This window comes from Amycolatopsis saalfeldensis, from assembly GCF_900110575.1.
In the GTDB taxonomy this organism is placed as follows: domain Bacteria; phylum Actinomycetota; class Actinomycetes; order Mycobacteriales; family Pseudonocardiaceae; genus Amycolatopsis; species Amycolatopsis saalfeldensis.
In genome coordinates this window covers 201657-217415 of sequence record NZ_FOEF01000003.1, presented here as the reverse complement: position 1 = coordinate 217415, position 15759 = coordinate 201657, and the positions used below count along the sequence as shown (strand labels likewise).

Annotated in this window: 12 protein-coding genes; 2 read left to right on the top strand and 10 right to left on the bottom strand. The window is 72.4% G+C overall.

All coding sequences use genetic code 11. The annotated features are described in order from the left end of the window. Positions 1-17: 17 nt before the first annotated feature. From BMY97_RS08645 to BMY97_RS08630, 4 genes are all read right to left on the bottom strand, one after another. On the bottom strand, positions 18-455 hold the full coding sequence (locus BMY97_RS08645) for a response regulator (RefSeq protein ID WP_091615152.1): 438 nt from the start codon (positions 453-455) through the stop codon (positions 18-20). After that, positions 452-2008, bottom strand: a complete 1557-nt coding sequence (locus BMY97_RS08640) for a sensor histidine kinase (RefSeq protein ID WP_091615149.1) — start codon at positions 2006-2008, stop codon at positions 452-454. Before BMY97_RS08640 ends, BMY97_RS08645 begins: the two co-directional genes overlap by 4 nt. Then, on the bottom strand, positions 2005-3237 hold the full coding sequence (locus BMY97_RS08635; protein WP_425425251.1) for a PP2C family protein-serine/threonine phosphatase: 1233 nt from the start codon (positions 3235-3237) through the stop codon (positions 2005-2007). Before BMY97_RS08635 ends, BMY97_RS08640 begins: the two co-directional genes overlap by 4 nt. 84 nt (positions 3238-3321) lie before the next feature. Beyond that, positions 3322-4920, bottom strand: coding sequence for an FMN-binding glutamate synthase family protein (locus BMY97_RS08630; RefSeq protein WP_245787225.1), 1599 nt, complete (start codon positions 4918-4920; stop codon positions 3322-3324). Between the two features lie 161 nt (positions 4921-5081). Here BMY97_RS08630 and BMY97_RS08625 point away from each other — a divergent pair, with 161 nt between their 5' ends. Next, positions 5082-5402, top strand: a complete 321-nt coding sequence (locus BMY97_RS08625; protein ID WP_091615144.1) for a zinc ribbon domain-containing protein — start codon at positions 5082-5084, stop codon at positions 5400-5402. Here the strand turns inward: BMY97_RS08625 and metH are convergent. From metH to BMY97_RS08600, 5 genes are all read right to left on the bottom strand, one after another. After that, the gene (gene metH, locus BMY97_RS08620; protein WP_091615140.1) at positions 5396-8995 is read right to left on the bottom strand and encodes a methionine synthase; all 3600 of its coding nucleotides are present in this window, start codon (positions 8993-8995) and stop codon (positions 5396-5398) included. The two genes, BMY97_RS08625 and metH, sit on opposite strands and share 7 nt — an antisense overlap. Positions 8996-9210: 215 nt before the next feature. Continuing rightward, complete coding sequence (locus tag BMY97_RS08615) at positions 9211-9801, bottom strand: maleylpyruvate isomerase mycothiol-dependent enzyme family protein (protein ID WP_091615137.1); 591 nt, start codon at positions 9799-9801, stop codon at positions 9211-9213. Positions 9802-9825: 24 nt separating this feature from the next. Next, entirely contained in the window at positions 9826-11346 is a 1521-nt protein-coding gene (locus BMY97_RS08610; protein ID WP_245787224.1) for a carboxylesterase/lipase family protein, read from the bottom strand. A gap of 144 nt (positions 11347-11490) precedes the next feature. Next, entirely contained in the window at positions 11491-12504 is a 1014-nt protein-coding gene (locus BMY97_RS08605) for a lysylphosphatidylglycerol synthase domain-containing protein (RefSeq protein ID WP_091615133.1), read from the bottom strand. Between the two features lie 2 nt (positions 12505-12506). Next, positions 12507-13607 (bottom strand): glycosyltransferase family 4 protein, encoded by a 1101-nt coding sequence (locus BMY97_RS08600; protein WP_091615131.1) that lies wholly within the window; start codon positions 13605-13607, stop codon positions 12507-12509. A gap of 144 nt (positions 13608-13751) precedes the next feature. Here BMY97_RS08600 and BMY97_RS08595 point away from each other — a divergent pair, with 144 nt between their 5' ends. Continuing rightward, positions 13752-14084 carry a plasmid stabilization protein gene (locus BMY97_RS08595; RefSeq protein ID WP_091615128.1) on the top strand — a complete coding sequence of 111 codons (333 nt, stop codon included), beginning with the start codon at positions 13752-13754 and terminating at the stop codon, positions 14082-14084. Between the two features lie 120 nt (positions 14085-14204). Here BMY97_RS08595 and BMY97_RS08590 read toward each other — a convergent pair whose 3' ends face one another. Beyond that, positions 14205-15713, bottom strand: coding sequence for a CYTH and CHAD domain-containing protein (locus BMY97_RS08590; RefSeq protein WP_091615125.1), 1509 nt, complete (start codon positions 15711-15713; stop codon positions 14205-14207). Between the last annotated feature and the right edge of the window lie 46 nt (positions 15714-15759).

The following is a 15759-nucleotide window of genomic DNA, read 5'->3' as shown; positions in this document are numbered from 1 at the left end:
ACGCGCACGCCACCGGCTCAGCGGGGCAACTTGACGACCGTGACCCAGAAATCGTCGATCTGGCGGACGACCTCGACAAACCGGTCGAAGTCCACCGGCTTGGTCACGTAGGCGTTGGCGTGCAGGTCGTAGCTGCGCAGGATGTCCTCCTCGGCCTCCGAGGTGGTCAGCACCACCACCGGGATGCAGCGCAGCTCGGGCGCGGCCTTGACCTCGGCCAGCACCTCGCGCCCGTCCTTGCGGGGCAGGTTCAGGTCCAGCAGCACCAGCCCGGGGCGCGGCACGTCGGCGTACGGCGGCTCCTGCCGCAGGAACTGCAGCGCCTCGACGCCGTCGGACACCACGTACAGCGGGTTGCGGATCTTGTGGTGCTCGAACGCCTCCCGCGTCATCAGCACGTCGCCGGGGTCGTCCTCGACGAGGAGGATGTCGATGGGGTCGAAGGTCTCGGTCATGCGTCCTCGTTCCGGCTCTCGGGCCCGGCGTCCACTGTGGACACCACGGGCAGGGTGAAGCGGAAGCGGCTGCCCCCGGGGTGCGCGGTGTCCAGCCAGATCCGGCCGCCGTGGTGCTCGATGATCTTGCGGCACATCGCCAGCCCGATGCCGGTCCCCCCGTAGGCGGTCCGGCTGTGCAGCCGTTGGAAGATCACGAAGATGCGGTCGGCGTACTGCTCTTCGATGCCGATTCCGTTGTCCGTGACGGAAAACAGCCACTGGCCACCGTCGCGCTCGGCTTCGACGCGCACGACGGGCGGCTCGTCGGCGTGGAACTTCAGCGCGTTGTTCACCAGGTTCTGCAACACCGCGGTGAGCAGCGACGCCTCGCCGCGCACCTCGGGCAGCTCGCCCCGCTCGACCCGGGCGCCGGTCTCCTCGATGGCCGTCCCGAGATTGGCGAGCGCCTGGTCGAGCAGCCGGCCGGAATCGAGGACCACCGGCTCGGCGGTGTGCCGGCCGACGCGGGAGAAGGCGAGCAGGTCGTTGATCAGGCTCTGCATCCGTTTCGCGCCGTCGACGGCGAAGTCGATGTACTGCTCGCCGCGCTCGTCGAGCTGCCCCTTGTACCGGCGCTCCAGCAGCTGACAGAAGCTCGTCACCTTGCGCAGCGGCTCCTGCAAGTCGTGCGAAGCGACGTACGCGAACTGCTCCAGATCGGAGTTGGACCGCTCCAGCGCCTGGGTCCGGAGGTCGAGCAGGGCGTGCGCACGCTCCAGCGCGCTGACCTCGTCGACGATCCGCCGCCGCATCGCCTCGACGTCCGCGCCCAGCTTGACCAGCTCCCGCGGCCCGGTGCCGAGCACGGGGTGGTGCAGGTCGTCGTCCGACACCACCCGCACCTCCTCGGCCAGCCGCGTGATCGGCCGGGTGATGGTCCGGCGCAGCCCCAGGAACAGCAACACGAACAGGATCACCACCAGCGCGGCGATCACGGCCAGCGACGCAGTGAGCACCCCGGACGCGCGGTCCAGCGCGGTCCGGCCGGTGTCACGGGCGACCGACAGGTGCGCGTTCAGCGTCGAAAGGCCCGCGCGGACCTGGTCGAACAGGGTCTTGCCGCGGTCGGCCAGCACGGGCGACGGCCCTCCGGTGCCGGCCTGGTCCGGCGCGGCGGCGACGTCCTGCCAGGCTTTCGCCGAGCGCAGCACGGCTTCGAGGTCGTTGCCGGCCTCTGTGCCCGGCGTCGCGCCGAGCTGCCGCAACGCCTCCACCGCGTCGGTCTGGGCCTGCCTGCCGTCGATGTAGGGCTGGAGGAAATCGCGTTGCCCGGTCAGGAGATAACCGCGGATGCCGGTCTCCTGGTTGAGCAGTGACTGGGCCAAAGCGTTGGCCTGCAACAGTTGCGGGCCGGTCTGGTCCAGCAGGAGCGAGCGCGCGCTGTTCAGGTTGGCGATCGAGATCCCGCCGCCGGCGAGCGCCGCGAGCAGCAGGATCGCCTCGACCACGGCGACCAGGGTGACCCAGCGGCGGATCGGCCACGACGATTCCGCGCCCGCGTACCGGTTCATCCGCCCGCCTCCGGGAAGTGCGTGAGCATGGCGAGGGCGACGTCGTCGTCGAGGGCGCCCGCGTTCAGCTCCTCGACGCGGGTGATCAGCCGGTCCAGCACCGCGCCGCGGTCGGCGTCCGGGCCGGCCTCGCGCAGCAGCCGCAGGAGCAGCTCCGCCATCTTCTCGTGGCCGAGGCGCGCGGGGCCGTCGCCGACCCGGCCCTCGAAGACCCCGTCGGTGTAGAGCAGCAGCGACCAGCCCGGCTCCAGCGCCACGTCGAGGGGATCCCAGCGCGCGTCCGGGATCAGGCCGAGCGGCACGCCCAGCTTCTCCCCCGGCAGCAGGTGCCCGCGGCCGTCGCGGGTCGCGACCAGTGGCGGCGGGTGCCCCGCGAGGCTCATCCGCAGCGAATCGCGGCCCGGCGCGACCTCCACCATGCACAACGTCGCGAACAGCGGCCGGATCCGCTCGTGGACCAGCACCCGCTCGACGGTGGCCAGCACCTCGGCCGTCGGCAGCCCGGCCAGCACCAGCGCGCGCCAGGCGATGCGCAGCGCGACGCCCAGCGCCGCCTCGTCCGGGCCGTGGCCGCAGACGTCGCCGATCACCAGCTGGACCCGGCCGTCGGGCAGCTCGATGGCGTCGTAGAAGTCGCCGCCGAGCAGCGATCCGTTGCGGCCGGGCCGGTACTTCGCGGCCAGGCTCAGGTGCCGGTCGGCGAGCAGCGGCGTCGGCAGCAGCCCGCGCTCCAGGCGCGAGTTCTCGCTGGCCAGCAGCTGCTGCTGGAGCAGCTGCTGTTCCGCCTGCTCGGCGCGCTTGCGCTCCCAGGCGTAGCGCAGCGCCTTGCCCAGCAGCGGCCCGTCGACCTGGCCCTTGCCGAGGTAGTCCTGGGCGCCGGCGGCGACCGCCGCGACCCCGGTCGCCTCGTCGTCCTGGCCGGTCAGCACCACCACGGCGGTGCCGGGCGCGTGCCGCAGCAGCCGGGTCAGCCCGGTCAGCCCCATCGCGTCGGGCAGCTGGAGGTCCAGCAGCACGCAGTCGACGGCGACCGGCCCGTCCAGTGCCCCGGCCAGCGTCCGCACCCGGGCGAGGGTGGTGGGGACTCTCGCGTCGGCGAGCAGCTCCTCGACGAGCAGCGCGTCCCCGTCGTCGTCCTCGATCAGCAGGACCCGCAGCCGGAAGCCCGGGGCGTCCAGGCGACCGGCCGGTGTCAGCGACGTGGTGTCCCGCTCTACTGCGTTCGACAGAGCATCCAGCCTTTCCCGGGCTCGAAGTCCGTCGTCTCACCCTCCGCTCAGCCTAGTGCGGTGACTCCCGAGGCGGGAGGGGCTTCACACGGTGAAGCGGTCCGGGTCGGCCGCCTTCCAGTCCCCGGCCCAGTCCGCCGGCGGCTCGGCGAGCAGCTGCCCGGGCGCGAGCCAGTCGTACAGCTCCCCGTACGAGCGGACGGTGTGCGGGTCGAGCCGGCGGCGCAGCATGTGCGGGGAAAGCCCGGCCGGCTCCGAGACGCCCATCGCGGCCATGATCCGCACCGCGCCCTCGACCGTCGAGGCCTGGTAACGCCGCACCCGTTCCGACTTGTCGCCGACTTCGAGCGCGCGGCCGCGGCGCGGGTCCTGGGTGGCGACGCCGACCGGGCACTTGTTCGTGTGGCAGCGCTGCGACTGGATGCAGCCGACGGCGAACATCATCGCCCGCGCCGCGTTGGTGTAGTCGGCGCCCTGCAGCAGCCGTTTGACGATGTCCGCCCCGGTGGCCACCTTCCCGCCGGCGCCCAGCCGGATCCGGTCCCGCAGGCCCGTCCCGACGAGTGCGTTGTGGACGGTGATCAGGCCCTCGGTGAGCGGGGTGCCGAGGTGGTCGGCGAACTCCAGCGGCGCCGCCCCGGTGCCGCCCTCGGACCCGTCGACGACGATGAAGTCCGGCGTCACGCCCTCGTCCGCCATCGCCTTGCACAGCGCCAGCACCTGCCGCCGCGAGCCGACGCACAGCTTGAACCCGGCCGGCTTGCCGCCCGCCAGCTCCCGCATCCGCGCCACGAACCGCACCAGCTCGCGCGGCGTCGAGAACACCCGGTGGTACGGCGGGGAAATCACCGTCTGCCCCACCGGCACCTCGCGGACCCGGGCGATCTCGGCGTTGACCTTGCTGCCGGGCAGCACCCCGCCGATGCCGGGCTTCGCGCCCTGCGAGAGCTTGAGCGAGACGCACTTGACCGCGTCCTGGGCGGCCTTGTCCGCGAACGCGCCCGGGTCGAAGTCCCCGTCGGCGGTGCGGCAGCCGAAGTACCCGGTGCCGACCTCCCAGATCAGGTCGCCGCCGCCGCGCAGGTGGTACTCGCTCAGCCCGCCCTCGCCGGTGTCGTGGGCGAACCCGCCGAGCGCCGCGCCGCGGTTGAGCGCCAAGATCGCGTTGGCCGACAACGCGCCGAAGCTCATCGCCGAAACGTTCAGCAACGCCATGTCGTACGGCTTCGCGCAGTCCGGCCCGCCGACCCGCACCCGTGGCGGCGTCTCCGGTTCCTTGACCGGCGCCATCGAGTGCACCAGGAACTCGTAGCCGTCGGCGTACACGTCACGCTCGGTGCCGAACGGCTCCTCCGCGTCCGTGCCCTTCGCGCGCTGGTAGACGATGCTGCGGACATCGCGGTCGTACGGCCGCCCGTCGAAGTTGCGCTCCACGAAGTACTGCTGCAGCTCCGGCCGGATGCCCTCCAGCAGGAACCGGGCGTGCCCGAGCACCGGGTAGTTCCGCAGCACCGAGTGCCGCCGCTGGGCCAGGTCGTGGACCCCGGTCACGGCGAGCGCCAGCAACGGCCCGGCGAGGAACCACCACCAGGGCGAGACCGCCACCACCAGCGCGACGCCGCCGAGTGCCACGAGCCCGAGCAGCGCCACCGCGCCGAACCTCACCGCGCTGATTCCGACCACGGGGAGAAACTAGCCGCCGTCCCGCTGCCGCGCAGGTCGTGAGTGTTGAGAACGGTTCTCACCGTCCTCAACACGCACGAGCATTTTCCCGGAACCGCCGCGCCGCGCGGGACGTCTCTGTGACACTGTCCGCCGGACTGTTTCGAGCACAGGAGCGCACGATGGTGATCTGGGGTTACCGCACGAAGATGTTCCAGCTGGTGCTGGCGACCTTCCTCTGCGGCCGGTGCGGCAATCCGGCCGCGCACGCGGTGCTGAAGCGCGTCACGAAGTTCACGCTGTTCTTCATCCCGCTCTTCCCGATCAACGTCAAGTACCTCACGCAGTGCACCTTCTGCGGCGGCCAGAACCGGATCACCCGCGAGCAGGCCGACCAGATCGTGGCGCAGCAGCAGGGTGGGCCCGACCAAGGCCAGGGCCAGCCGGGGCAGTACCCGCAGCAGCAGCCGGGCCAGTACCCCCAGCAGCACCAGGGTCAGTAGGCCAGGTTCGGCCGCAGCCAGCGCTCGATCTCCTCCAGGTCCAGGCCGCGCCGCCGGGCGTAGTCCTCGACCTGGTCGCGGCCGAGGCGGCCGACGGTGAAGTACCGCGAGTCCGGGTGGGCGAAGATCAGCCCGCTCACCGCCGCGGCCGGCATCATCGCGTACGACTCCGTCAGCCGGATGCCGAGGTTCTCCGCGTCCAGCAGGGTGAACAGGTCCCGCTTCTCGCTGTGGTCCGGGCTGGCCGGGTAGCCGAGCGCGGGGCGGATGCCGCGGAAGCGCTCGGCGTGCAGGTCGGCCAGGTCCGGCTGGACGTCCGGCTCGAACCAGCGGCGCCGGGCCTCCAGGTGGATGTACTCGGCGAACGCCTCGGCGAGCCGGTCGGCCAGCGCCTTGACCATGATGGCGCGGTAGTCGTCGTGCTCGGCCTCGTAGTGCGCGGCCAGCTCGCCGGCGCCGTGGATGGCGACCGCGAAGCCGCCGAGGTGGTCGCCCTCGGGCGCGATGTAGTCGGCCAGGCAGCGGTTCGCGCGGCCTTCGGGCTTCTTCGTCTGCTGACGCAGCATGGGGAAGCTGTAGTCCGCGTACTCGCCTTCGAGCAGGATGTCGTCGCCCTCGGCGTGCGCGGGCCAGAAGCCGTACGTGCCGCGCGCGGTGAACGAGCCGTTCGCGATGATCTCGTCCATCATCGTGTTCGCGTCGTCGAACAGCTCCCGCGCGACGGGCTGGTCGAGGATCGCCGGGTACTTGCCCTTCAGCTCCCAGGCGAGGAACAGGAACTGCCAGTCGACCATCTTCCGCAGCTCGGCGATCGAGGGCTCCAGCACGCGGACGCCGGTGAAGTCGGGCACCGGGATCTCGTCGAACGAGACCGCCTCCGGATTCGCCCGGGCCTGCTCGACGGTCAGCAACGGGGTGCTGTGCCGGTTCTCGTGCTGCTCGCGCAGCCGCTGCTGCTCGGCGCGGTTCGCCGTGTCGAGCACGTCCGCGCGGTCGGTGTCGAGCAGGTCGGAGACCACCCCGACGACCCGTGACGCGTCGAGCACGTGGACCGTGGTGTGGTCGTAGGCCGGCGCGATCTTCACCGCGGTGTGCTGCTTGGACGTGGTGGCGCCGCCGATCAGCAGCGGCAGCTTCAGGCCGCGGCGCTGCATCTCGTTCGCGACGCTGACCATCTCGTCGAGCGACGGGGTGATCAGCCCGGACAGGCCGACGGCGTCGGCGCTCTCGGCCACCGCGGTGTCCAGGATCTTGGCCGCGGGCACCATCACGCCGAGGTCGATCACCTCGTAGTTGTTGCAGCCCAGCACCACGCCGACGATGTTCTTGCCGATGTCGTGCACGTCGCCCTTCACCGTGGCGAGCACGACCTTGCCCTGGCCGCGGGAGGTGTCGATGCGGCCTTCGAGGCGCATCTTCTCCTTCTCCGCCTCCATGTACGGCTCGAGATAGGCCACCGAGCGCTTCATCACGCGCGCGCTCTTCACCACCTGCGGCAGGAACATCTTCCCGGAGCCGAACAGGTCGCCGACGATCTTCATGCCGTCCATCAACGGGCCCTCGATCACCTGGAGGGGCCGCTCGAACGACTGCCGCGCCTCTTCCGTGTCGTCCTCGATGAAGTCGACGATGCCGTGCACGAGCGCGTGCGAGAGCCGTTTCTCCACCGAGGCTTCGCGCCAGGACAGGTCGACGACGCGCTTGGTGCCGCTGCCCTTCACGGTCTCGGCGAACTCGACCAGCCGGTCGGTCGCGTCCTCGCGGCGGTCGAAGAGCACGTCCTCGACGAGCTCCAGCAGGTCCGCCGGGATGTCCTCGTACACGGCGAGCTGGCCGGCGTTGACGATGCCCATGTCCAGGCCCGCGCGCACGGCGTGCAGCAGGAAGGCCGAGTGCATCGCCTCGCGCACGACATTGTTGCCGCGGAAGGAGAACGACAGGTTGGAGATGCCGCCCGAGGTGTGCGCGCCCGGACAGCGCTCCTTGATCCGCGGCAGCGCTTCGAGGAACGCCTTCGCGTAGCCGTTGTGCTCGCTGATGCCGGTGGCCACGGCCAGCACGTTGGGGTCGAAGATGATGTCCTCGCCCGCGAACCCGGCCTGCTGGGTGAGCAGGTCGTACGCGCGGCCGCAGATGCTGACCTTCCGGTCGGCGGTGTCGGCCTGGCCCTGCTCGTCGAACGCCATCACCACCACGCCCGCGCCGTAGTCGCGGATGCGGCGGGCCTGCTCCAGGAACGGGCCCTCGCCCTCCTTGAGGCTGATGGAGTTGACCACGCCCTTGCCCTGCAGGCAGCGCAGCCCGGCTTCGAGCACGCGCCAGCGGGAGCTGTCGACCATCACCGGGATGCGCGCGACCTCGGGCTCGGTGGCGATCAGGTTGAGGAAGGTGGTCATCGCCTCCTCGGACTCGAGCAGGTCGGCGTCCATGTTGACGTCCAGCAGGTTCGCGCCGCCGCGCACCTGCTCCAGCGCGACGTCGACGGCGGCCTGGTGGTCGCCGCCCTCGATCAGGCGGCGGAACTTCGCCGAGCCCGTCACGTTCGTGCGCTCGCCGATCATCACGAACCCGGTGTCGGCGCTGATCTTGAACGGCTCGAGGCCGCTGAACCGCGTCTGGTGCCCGGTGCGGGGCACCTCGCGGGGCGGCACGCCCTTGACCGCCTCGGCGATCTTCGCGATGTGCGCGGGCGTGGTGCCGCAGCAGCCGCCGACGATGTTGACCATGCCCGCGCCGGCGAACTCGCCGAGCATGCCGCCGGTCTCCTCGGGCGTCTGGTCGTAGCCGCCGAACGCGTTGGGCAGGCCCGCGTTCGGGTGGCACGCGGTGTAGGTGCCCGCGATCTTCGCGAGCTCTTCGACGTGCGGGCGCATCTCCTGGGCCCCGAGCGAGCAGTTCACGCCGACGACCAGCGGCTCGGCGTGCGCGATCGAGCTCCAGAACGCCTCCACCGTCTGGCCCGAGAGCGTGCGGCCGCTCAGGTCGACGATCGTCACCGAGATCCACAGCGGCAGGTCCGGCGCGACCTCGCGGGCGGCGGTGATCGCGGCCTTGGCGTTGAGGGTGTCGAAGATCGTCTCGATCAGCAGCAGGTCGACCCCGCCGTCGGCGAGCGCCTTGATCTGCTCCGCGTAGGAGGCCTTCACCTGCTCGTAGGTGACCGCGCGGTACGCCGGGTCCTCGACGCGCGGCGAGAGCGAGAGCGTGACGTTCAGCGGGCCGATGGAGCCGGCCACGAACCGGCCATCGAACTCGTCGGCCGCCTGGCGGGCCAGCGCCACGGCGCGCAGGTTCATCTCACGGACGTGGTCCTGGAGGCCGTAGTCGGCCTGGCCGATGCCGGTGGCGGTGAAGGTGTTGGTGGTGGTGACGTCCGCGCCCGCGGCCAGGTACTGGCGGTGCACGTCGAGCACCACGTCGGGGCGGGTGAGGTTGAGCAGATCCGGGTCGCCGGTGACGTCCTTCTCGTGGCCTTCCAGCCACTCGGCGCGGTAGTCGGCCGGGGTGAGGCCGGCCCCCTGCAGCATCGTGCCCCAAGCGCCGTCGAGGACGACGATCCGCTCGTCGAGCAGGTCCCGCAGGCTCTGCGTCATACCGGCCACCTCCGTATCGCATCACGGAGGCGCCCTTTCACGAACGGAGCGGCCGAGCGTGGCGGACCGCCTGGTCCGTTGCAGCGCCTCTCGACCTGGCTGTCAAGACTACCGGATGTGACCGTGGCGGGGCAGCCGCGTTCACCCTGCGAGACGGCCGGTCACTCGCCGAGCGGGGCGCCCCGCCGCTCGTCCGCACCCGACGAGGCGGCCGGTCACTCGCCGAAGGGGGCGCCGCGCCACGTCCAGTCTGTGCGCCTCGGCCGCCCCGGCAGCTCGATCCGGCCCGCGCACCAGCGCAGCGCCTGCCAGGCGTCACCTTCGACGTCGTGTTCCGGGAACAACCGCGCCAGCACGCGGGCGCACACGTCACGCGGCGGGTCGATCCGCTCCGGCACGCCGAGGCCGGTGGCGATGTCCTCACCGTGCATCAGCGCCTCGACGCACCCCATGGCGGCGAAGCCCTCCGCGTCCGCCAAGCCGGTCGGGTGATAGGCGCGGACGTCCGGGCCGGTGGTCCGCACGGCCGCGGCGAGCAGCCGGCCGCCGGTGAGCGCGACGTCGAGCGCCTGGGCGTTCGACGCGCCTTCCTCCATCGTGGCGAGCAGCGGCACGTAACCCTCGAGCGGCGCGGTGACCAGCTGGGCGGCGTAGGAGAGCAGGCAGTCGCCGACGTGCTCGGCGGTGTGCCGGCAGTCCCACTCGACGTCGCCGGCCCGGCGAGTCCAGTCCCGGTCGACGACCGGCCGGAGCGCCTGGTCGAAACAGCCGAGGACAACGTCGAGGTCCGCTGCGGTCACCGTCATGGCGGACATCCTGCCGGAACCGGGTCAGTGCCGGGTGAAGCCGCTCCAGAACGCGCAGCGGTGATCCGCGGCGAAGGACTTCGTCACCGCGACGCCGTCCGCGCGGAACGTCTGCACGGCACCGAACCGCGGCCAGACCGGCGGGGCGCCCGAGCGCACGAACCCGGTCCAGGCGGCGATCATCCGGTCCGAAAGCCGTTGCTGCGCCGGGTCAAGCGGGCCGACCTGGCCGTCGAACCGGAAGAGGTACGGCAGCTCGAACGTGTGCGAAGCGCCGAGCGGGAACGGCGCGTGGATCGTGGCGGCGGCCGGTGATGTCGGGTCGTTGAACTCGTATGCCCACACCGGCGCCCGCGCGGCCAGTGCGGTCGCCATGTCCTGCGCGGCGCACGAGAAGCCGCTGTCGGTGACAGCTGCCGCGTACGCACGCGAAGCGTCACCACCGAACAAGGCCAACGGGTAGTGCGAAGCCACCGAAGCGCCGTCGCCGAAGACGGAGGTCAGAGCTGCGACGTAACGGTCTGGCGTCACGGGTTTCTTCGTGGCCGCGACCTGCTCCGCGAGGAAGTACGTGAACTCGTCGTGCGTCGTGCCCACCACCACCGGCACCGGAACGGCCGCCCCGCGGCGGAACCCGTCGAGCGGCGCCACCGGCAGCACCGAGCCGCCCACCACCGGGCCGGGCATGCCGATCCCGGCGACCGCGAAGAACTGGGGCGCGTCCAGCAGGTCCGCCGCCGGCAGCGCCCGCAGGCAGGCCGCCGCCGTCGCCCGGTCCGCGCACCCGTGCCGGCTGCTGTAGTCCACACTGGACTTGACGGCGCCGGCCAGCGTCGCCTGGGCCTGGCACGGTCCACTTTGGATCACGGCGGCGCGGAACAGCCCGCGCGAGCCCGGCGCCACCAGGTGATCGCACACCGATATGCCGCCCGCGGACTGGCCGGCGATCGTCACCGCCCCGGGGTCGCCGCCGAAGGCCTCGATGTTGTCGCGCACCCAGCGCAGCGCCTGCTGCTGGTCCTGCAGCCCGTAGTTCCCGGCTTCGCCCGAAGGCGCCAGCGCGGGGTCGGCCAGGAAGCCGAGGGCGCCGAGCCGGTAGTTGACCGTGACCACGACCTCGTCGCCGCGCGTGGCCAGGTCCCGCGCGTCGTAGCGGTCGCCGCCGCCGTTCACGAACGCGCCGCCGTGGATCCACACCAGCACCGGGAGCCGGGTGGCGGTCTTCGGCGTCCAGACGTTCAGCGAAAGGCAGTTCTCACTCGTCGCCGCCCCGTCGGCGGGTTTGTCCTGCGGGCACCGCGGCGCGGGCTTCGTCGCGTCCCGCTCGCCGAGCCACGGCTCCGGCGCGGCGGGCGGCTGCCAGCGCCGCTCCCCCACCGGCGGCGCGGCATACGGGATGCCCTGGAACAGCCGGTAATCCTCGGCGACGGTGCCGCGCACCTGGCCCGACGCCGTCCGCACGACGGAATCCCCGCCCACGGCCGCGTCGGACGAAGCGCAGGCCGAGGCGGCCAGCAGGAGGAAAACAACCACCACGAACCGCACGGGTGCACGGTAGAGCGCCCGCGTTGATCCACTCGGGGCGGGGGCGACCACCGGGCTGCTCCTTCAGGCGGCCGGCCACCCGCGAAGTGGAAATGACCGGCGAGCACTGCGACGCGGAGCCCCCGCGGTCCGGGCGTCCGGGCCTCACGCAGCCGATCGCGCCGGCACGCGGGCCGGTCGCGAGGCCGGCTCCAGAGCGGCTTGCCGAACCGGCTGCGGAGCCGTCCGGCGCAGGCCGCCGACCCAGTGCGCGAGCAGCAGCGCGCCGCCGGGCAGACTGGACACCAGGCCGAGCACGCCGTAGACCACGGCCACGGTCAGGCCCAGCTGCGCGCCGAGCCCGGCCGCGGCGAAGGCCAGTGCCGCAACGCCTTCGCGCGGCCCGAAGCCGCCGACGTTCACCGGCAGGCCCATCGCCAGCAGCGCGAGCACCAGCAGCGGCAGCACGGTCGTGAGCGACGCCGTCGCCCCGGCGGCCCGCGCGGCGACGACGAACAAGGCCAGGTGCCCGGCGAGCGCGAGCAGCGAAAGCGCGGTCACCCGGGGCCAGGCGCCGAGGCCGAGCAGCCCGGCGCGCACGTCGGCCATCGAGACGGCGAACGCGCGCCGCCACCGTGACGGGCTCTCCAGCCACCGCGAGCCGCCGGCGAACGCCACCGCGACCACGGCCACGGCGATCGCCAGCACGGCCGCGCCGGACACGATCAGCACGTCGTGCGCCACCGGCGGCACCACCGCCGGGCGCAGGAGCAGCACGGCCACCCCGGCGAGGACGACCACCACCTGGCCGGCGGTCCGCTCCAGCACCACCGCCCGCACGCCGCGGCCGACGTCACCGGATTTGCGCCCGTGCTGCACGGCCCGGTGGACGTCGCCGAGCACGCCGGCCGGCAGCACGCCGTTGAGGAACTGCGCGCGGTAGTAGTCGCCCACCGCGTCGCGTAACGCGAGCCGCAGCCCGAGCCGCGACGCCACCACCCGCCAGCGGCAGGCACTCGCCACCGTGCTCACCAAGCCCAGCACGAGCGCGGCGAGCAGCGGCCACGGGCCGATCACGCGCAGCCCCTCGAGGAACGCGCCGGTGCCCAGCCGCCAGGCCAGCCCGCCGATGATGGCGAAGCCGCCGAGAACCCGGAACCACACCCAGAACGTGCGCATTTTCAGGCCACCTCGATGGGAGCAAAACGGAAACGGGTGAGGACTTCGGTGAGCCGGCGAGCGGCGCCGTCCCAGTCCTCGAGGGTGCCGGCGCGCTCGATCGCGGCGGCACGGAGACGGTCGCGCAGCTCGGCGTCGTCCGCCCAGCGGCGCAGGGCGCCGGCCAGCGCGCCCACGTCACCGGGTGGCACGAGCAGTCCGGGCACGGTGCCGCCGGGGGAGGTGCCGAGCGCGTCACGGACGCCGCCGACGTCGGTGGCGAGCACGGGGATGCCGCGGGCCAGCGCCTCGGTGACGACCATGCCGTAGGTCTCGGCGTGGGACGGGAGCACCAGCAGGTCCGCGGTGTCGTAGACGGCGTCGAGGGCGGCGCCGGACCTCGGCCCGGTCAGCTGCACACGCTCGTCGAGGCCGAGCCGCCGGACGGTCCAGCGCAGTTCGTCGGCGTAGTCCGGCTCCCGGGTGAGCGAGCCGACGCACTCGGCCGTGAGATCGTCCACTTGGGACAGTGCCTCGACCAGCAGGTCCTGCGCCTTGCGCGGCGTCACCGCGGCGACGCACAGCAGGCGGGAAACACCGTCGGACCCGGACGCCAGCGGCGCGCGGTCGGTGCCCGGCGCCACGACCTGCACGCGAGACGGTTCCAGCTCGTGCCGTCGGACCAGGTCCCGCCCCGCGGCCGGACTGGTCGCGACGACGAGCCCGGCCAGCCGCAGCGTCTCGCGTTCGCGGCCCTCCAGCTCGGCGGCACGCTCCGGGTCGAGCCCGGTCTCGTCGGCCAGCGGCAGGTGGACGAGCACGCCGAGCCGCAGCCGCCGCGCGTGCGGGGCGAGGATCTCGGGCACCCCGCAGGCCACCAGCCCGTCGAGCAGCACGGTGGCCCGGTCCGGCAGTTCGGCGAGCGCCCCGGCCAGCCGCGCCCGCGCCGTGGGCCCCGGCTCGGGCCAGCTCCCGGGCACCGCCAGCTCCAGCACGGCCGTCCCGGCGCCCGGCAGGCTCCCGCACATCCGGCGGTCGTAGGTGTTGCCGCCGCTGGGCTCGGTCAGGTCGTCGACGTTGCCCGGCAGCACCAACACCACCGGCCCGTCCTGGTGGAACCGCATCCTGGCCTCCCTGCCCGCTCGCTGTCATCCCAGCACACGGACGATCGGGCCCGCCGGTTCAACGGCACTTGCGGCAACCCTCTGACCTGCACGTTTGGTTCCCGCCGGGACCGGGGTACCCAGCGGTCGAGGAAGGGAGCAGCCATGCCGCAGCAAACCTGGAGCACCAAGCGCGAGCGTCAGTACCAGCACATCAAGGACTCCCAGCGCGAGCGGGGCGCCAGTACCGATCGCGCCGAGGAGATCGCCGCCCGCACCGTCAACAAGAACCGCGCCCAGTCCGGCGAGTCCCGCCAGGCGAGCCGCACCTCCACCCACGACGTGAGCCCCCAGCACCGCGGCGGCAAACGCTCGGGCAACCGCCAAGGCCCCGGCGGCCCCACCAAGGACCAGCTCTACAACGAGGCCAAGCAGCGCAACATCCGCGGCCGCTCGGCCATGTCCAAGCAGGAACTGAAGAAAGCCCTCGGCAAGTAGGCCGGCCACCCGGCCGGGTTTCCGCACGGCCCGCTGTCACCGGTGTTTGCCCGCATAACAACACCGGCTCGTCCGCGACCGTGTTCGAACACGGTCGCGGTCTTCAGCCGACTCGCCGGATCAGGACAGCCATCCGGGCCGCTTGCCCCGCAATCGCCGCCAAGCCCGCGCGAATCCGTCCCGATGCTCGGCCGCGGCCCCATCGCCGCGCCCGAGCAACACCCCGAACGTGAACGTGTTCTCACCATCCCCGAAGCCCGAGATTCCCAGCCGGTACAACACTTCCCGGCTCGCCACCACATCCTGGTGCCGTCCCAGCTCCCGCAGCGCGCCCTTCACGCGCTTGCGCCAGTCCCCCACCTTTTCGACGGGCCGGATCACGTCCAGCGCGTACCGGACCCGCTTGGCCTTCTTCCGCACACTGTGCAGGGCCACCTCCCGGTCCACACCGGAAAGGCCCCGCGCCGCCTTCTCCGCCCGCTCCATCTTCCGCACGGCCTTGCGCACCGGCCTCCGCAACCCCTTGCGCGCGGGTTTCCCGGCCGCGGCAGTCAACGGCGGCTCCGCCAGCACCGAATCCAGCGAACGCAGCAACCGCAGGTACCGGCCGCCGTCCACCGTCTCCACAACCCGTTCCCGCGCAACGGTTTGCTCCCGCGCGAAATACCGCGTCACGTACTGGCGCACCGGACCCAGAACCAGCTCCGGCGGCAACCGGTCCACGTCCGCGGCCACCAGCGTCGCGGCGACCTCCAAGTCCCGCGCCGGCCCCAGCCGCCGTCCCAGCCAGCCCAGCTCGGCCACCAGCTCCGCGGTCGCCGCACCATCCACAATGGACCCGAAGGTCCGCAGCGCGCTTCGCAGCTTCCGCACGGCCACGCGCAACTGGTGCACGGAGTCGTCGGCATCCCGCCGCACGCCCACGTCCGCCTGGCGCAAGCGGTCGGCCTGCTGCCGCAGGTACCCGACCACAACGGTGCCCGCGTCGGGCCGTTCGGCCGGCTTCTTCCGCGCCGGCACCCGGTCCCCGATCAGCCGGCGCAGCTTCGACGGCCACGGCGACGTCTTCGCACCCGCGCCGGTCAACGCGTGTCCCAGCTCGTCGAGCACTCCGGGCGCGACCTCGGGGGCCAGCTCGATCTCCAGCTCCCGCCACCGGTCCAGCCGCGCGGACTCGCCACCGGCCTCGCCCGTCACGTGGTCGTCGGTGAGCGTGGCGACGGGGTGCCCGTCGCCGTCGGTGAGCTGGTGCGCGAAGCGGTCGGTCTTGAGGTGCGCGATCGGCACCAACTTGCGGCCCAGCGTGTACGCGCGCAGAAGCCGCGACAGCTCCTTCGGCACCTTCAGCTCGTCCGCGCCGAGCGCGACGTTCAGCTCCTCGCGCGTGTCAGGGCCGATCGGCAGCTTCAGATGCCACCCCGCGTCTTCGCCGCCGGTGCGCCGTCGCAGCGTGATTCCCTTCTGCGCCAACGCGAAACCGGTGGTGTCGTAGTAGGTGGCGTCCAGGAACTGCTCGGCGGGCGCCGCCTGGCTCCGGACCGGGCCGGTACCGACCAGCCCCGGAATCCCGGTCGTCTCACCGATCTCGTACTTGCGCTCGCGCTCGATCCCCGCGATCGGACCTCTCATGCTGTGACTCCTCGTGTACGTCGGCGTGTCCCCCTGATGGGGTACC

Excerpts from the sequence above, each read along its gene's own strand:
- BMY97_RS08645 (WP_091615152.1), bottom strand. The coding sequence starts at position 455 with ATGACCGAGACCTTCGACCCCATCGACATCCTCCTCGTCGAGGACGAC.
- BMY97_RS08640 (WP_091615149.1), bottom strand. The coding sequence starts at position 2,008 with ATGAACCGGTACGCGGGCGCGGAATCGTCGTGGCCGATCCGCCGCTGG.
- BMY97_RS08625 (WP_091615144.1), top strand. The coding sequence starts at position 5,082 with ATGGTGATCTGGGGTTACCGCACGAAGATGTTCCAGCTGGTGCTGGCG.
- metH (WP_091615140.1), bottom strand. The coding sequence starts at position 8,995 with ATGACGCAGAGCCTGCGGGACCTGCTCGACGAGCGGATCGTCGTCCTC.
- BMY97_RS08615 (WP_091615137.1), bottom strand. The coding sequence starts at position 9,801 with ATGACGGTGACCGCAGCGGACCTCGACGTTGTCCTCGGCTGTTTCGAC.
- BMY97_RS08605 (WP_091615133.1), bottom strand. The coding sequence starts at position 12,504 with ATGCGCACGTTCTGGGTGTGGTTCCGGGTTCTCGGCGGCTTCGCCATC.
- BMY97_RS08600 (WP_091615131.1), bottom strand. The coding sequence starts at position 13,607 with ATGCGGTTCCACCAGGACGGGCCGGTGGTGTTGGTGCTGCCGGGCAAC.
- BMY97_RS08595 (WP_091615128.1), top strand. The coding sequence starts at position 13,752 with ATGCCGCAGCAAACCTGGAGCACCAAGCGCGAGCGTCAGTACCAGCAC.
- BMY97_RS08590 (WP_091615125.1), bottom strand. The coding sequence starts at position 15,713 with ATGAGAGGTCCGATCGCGGGGATCGAGCGCGAGCGCAAGTACGAGATC.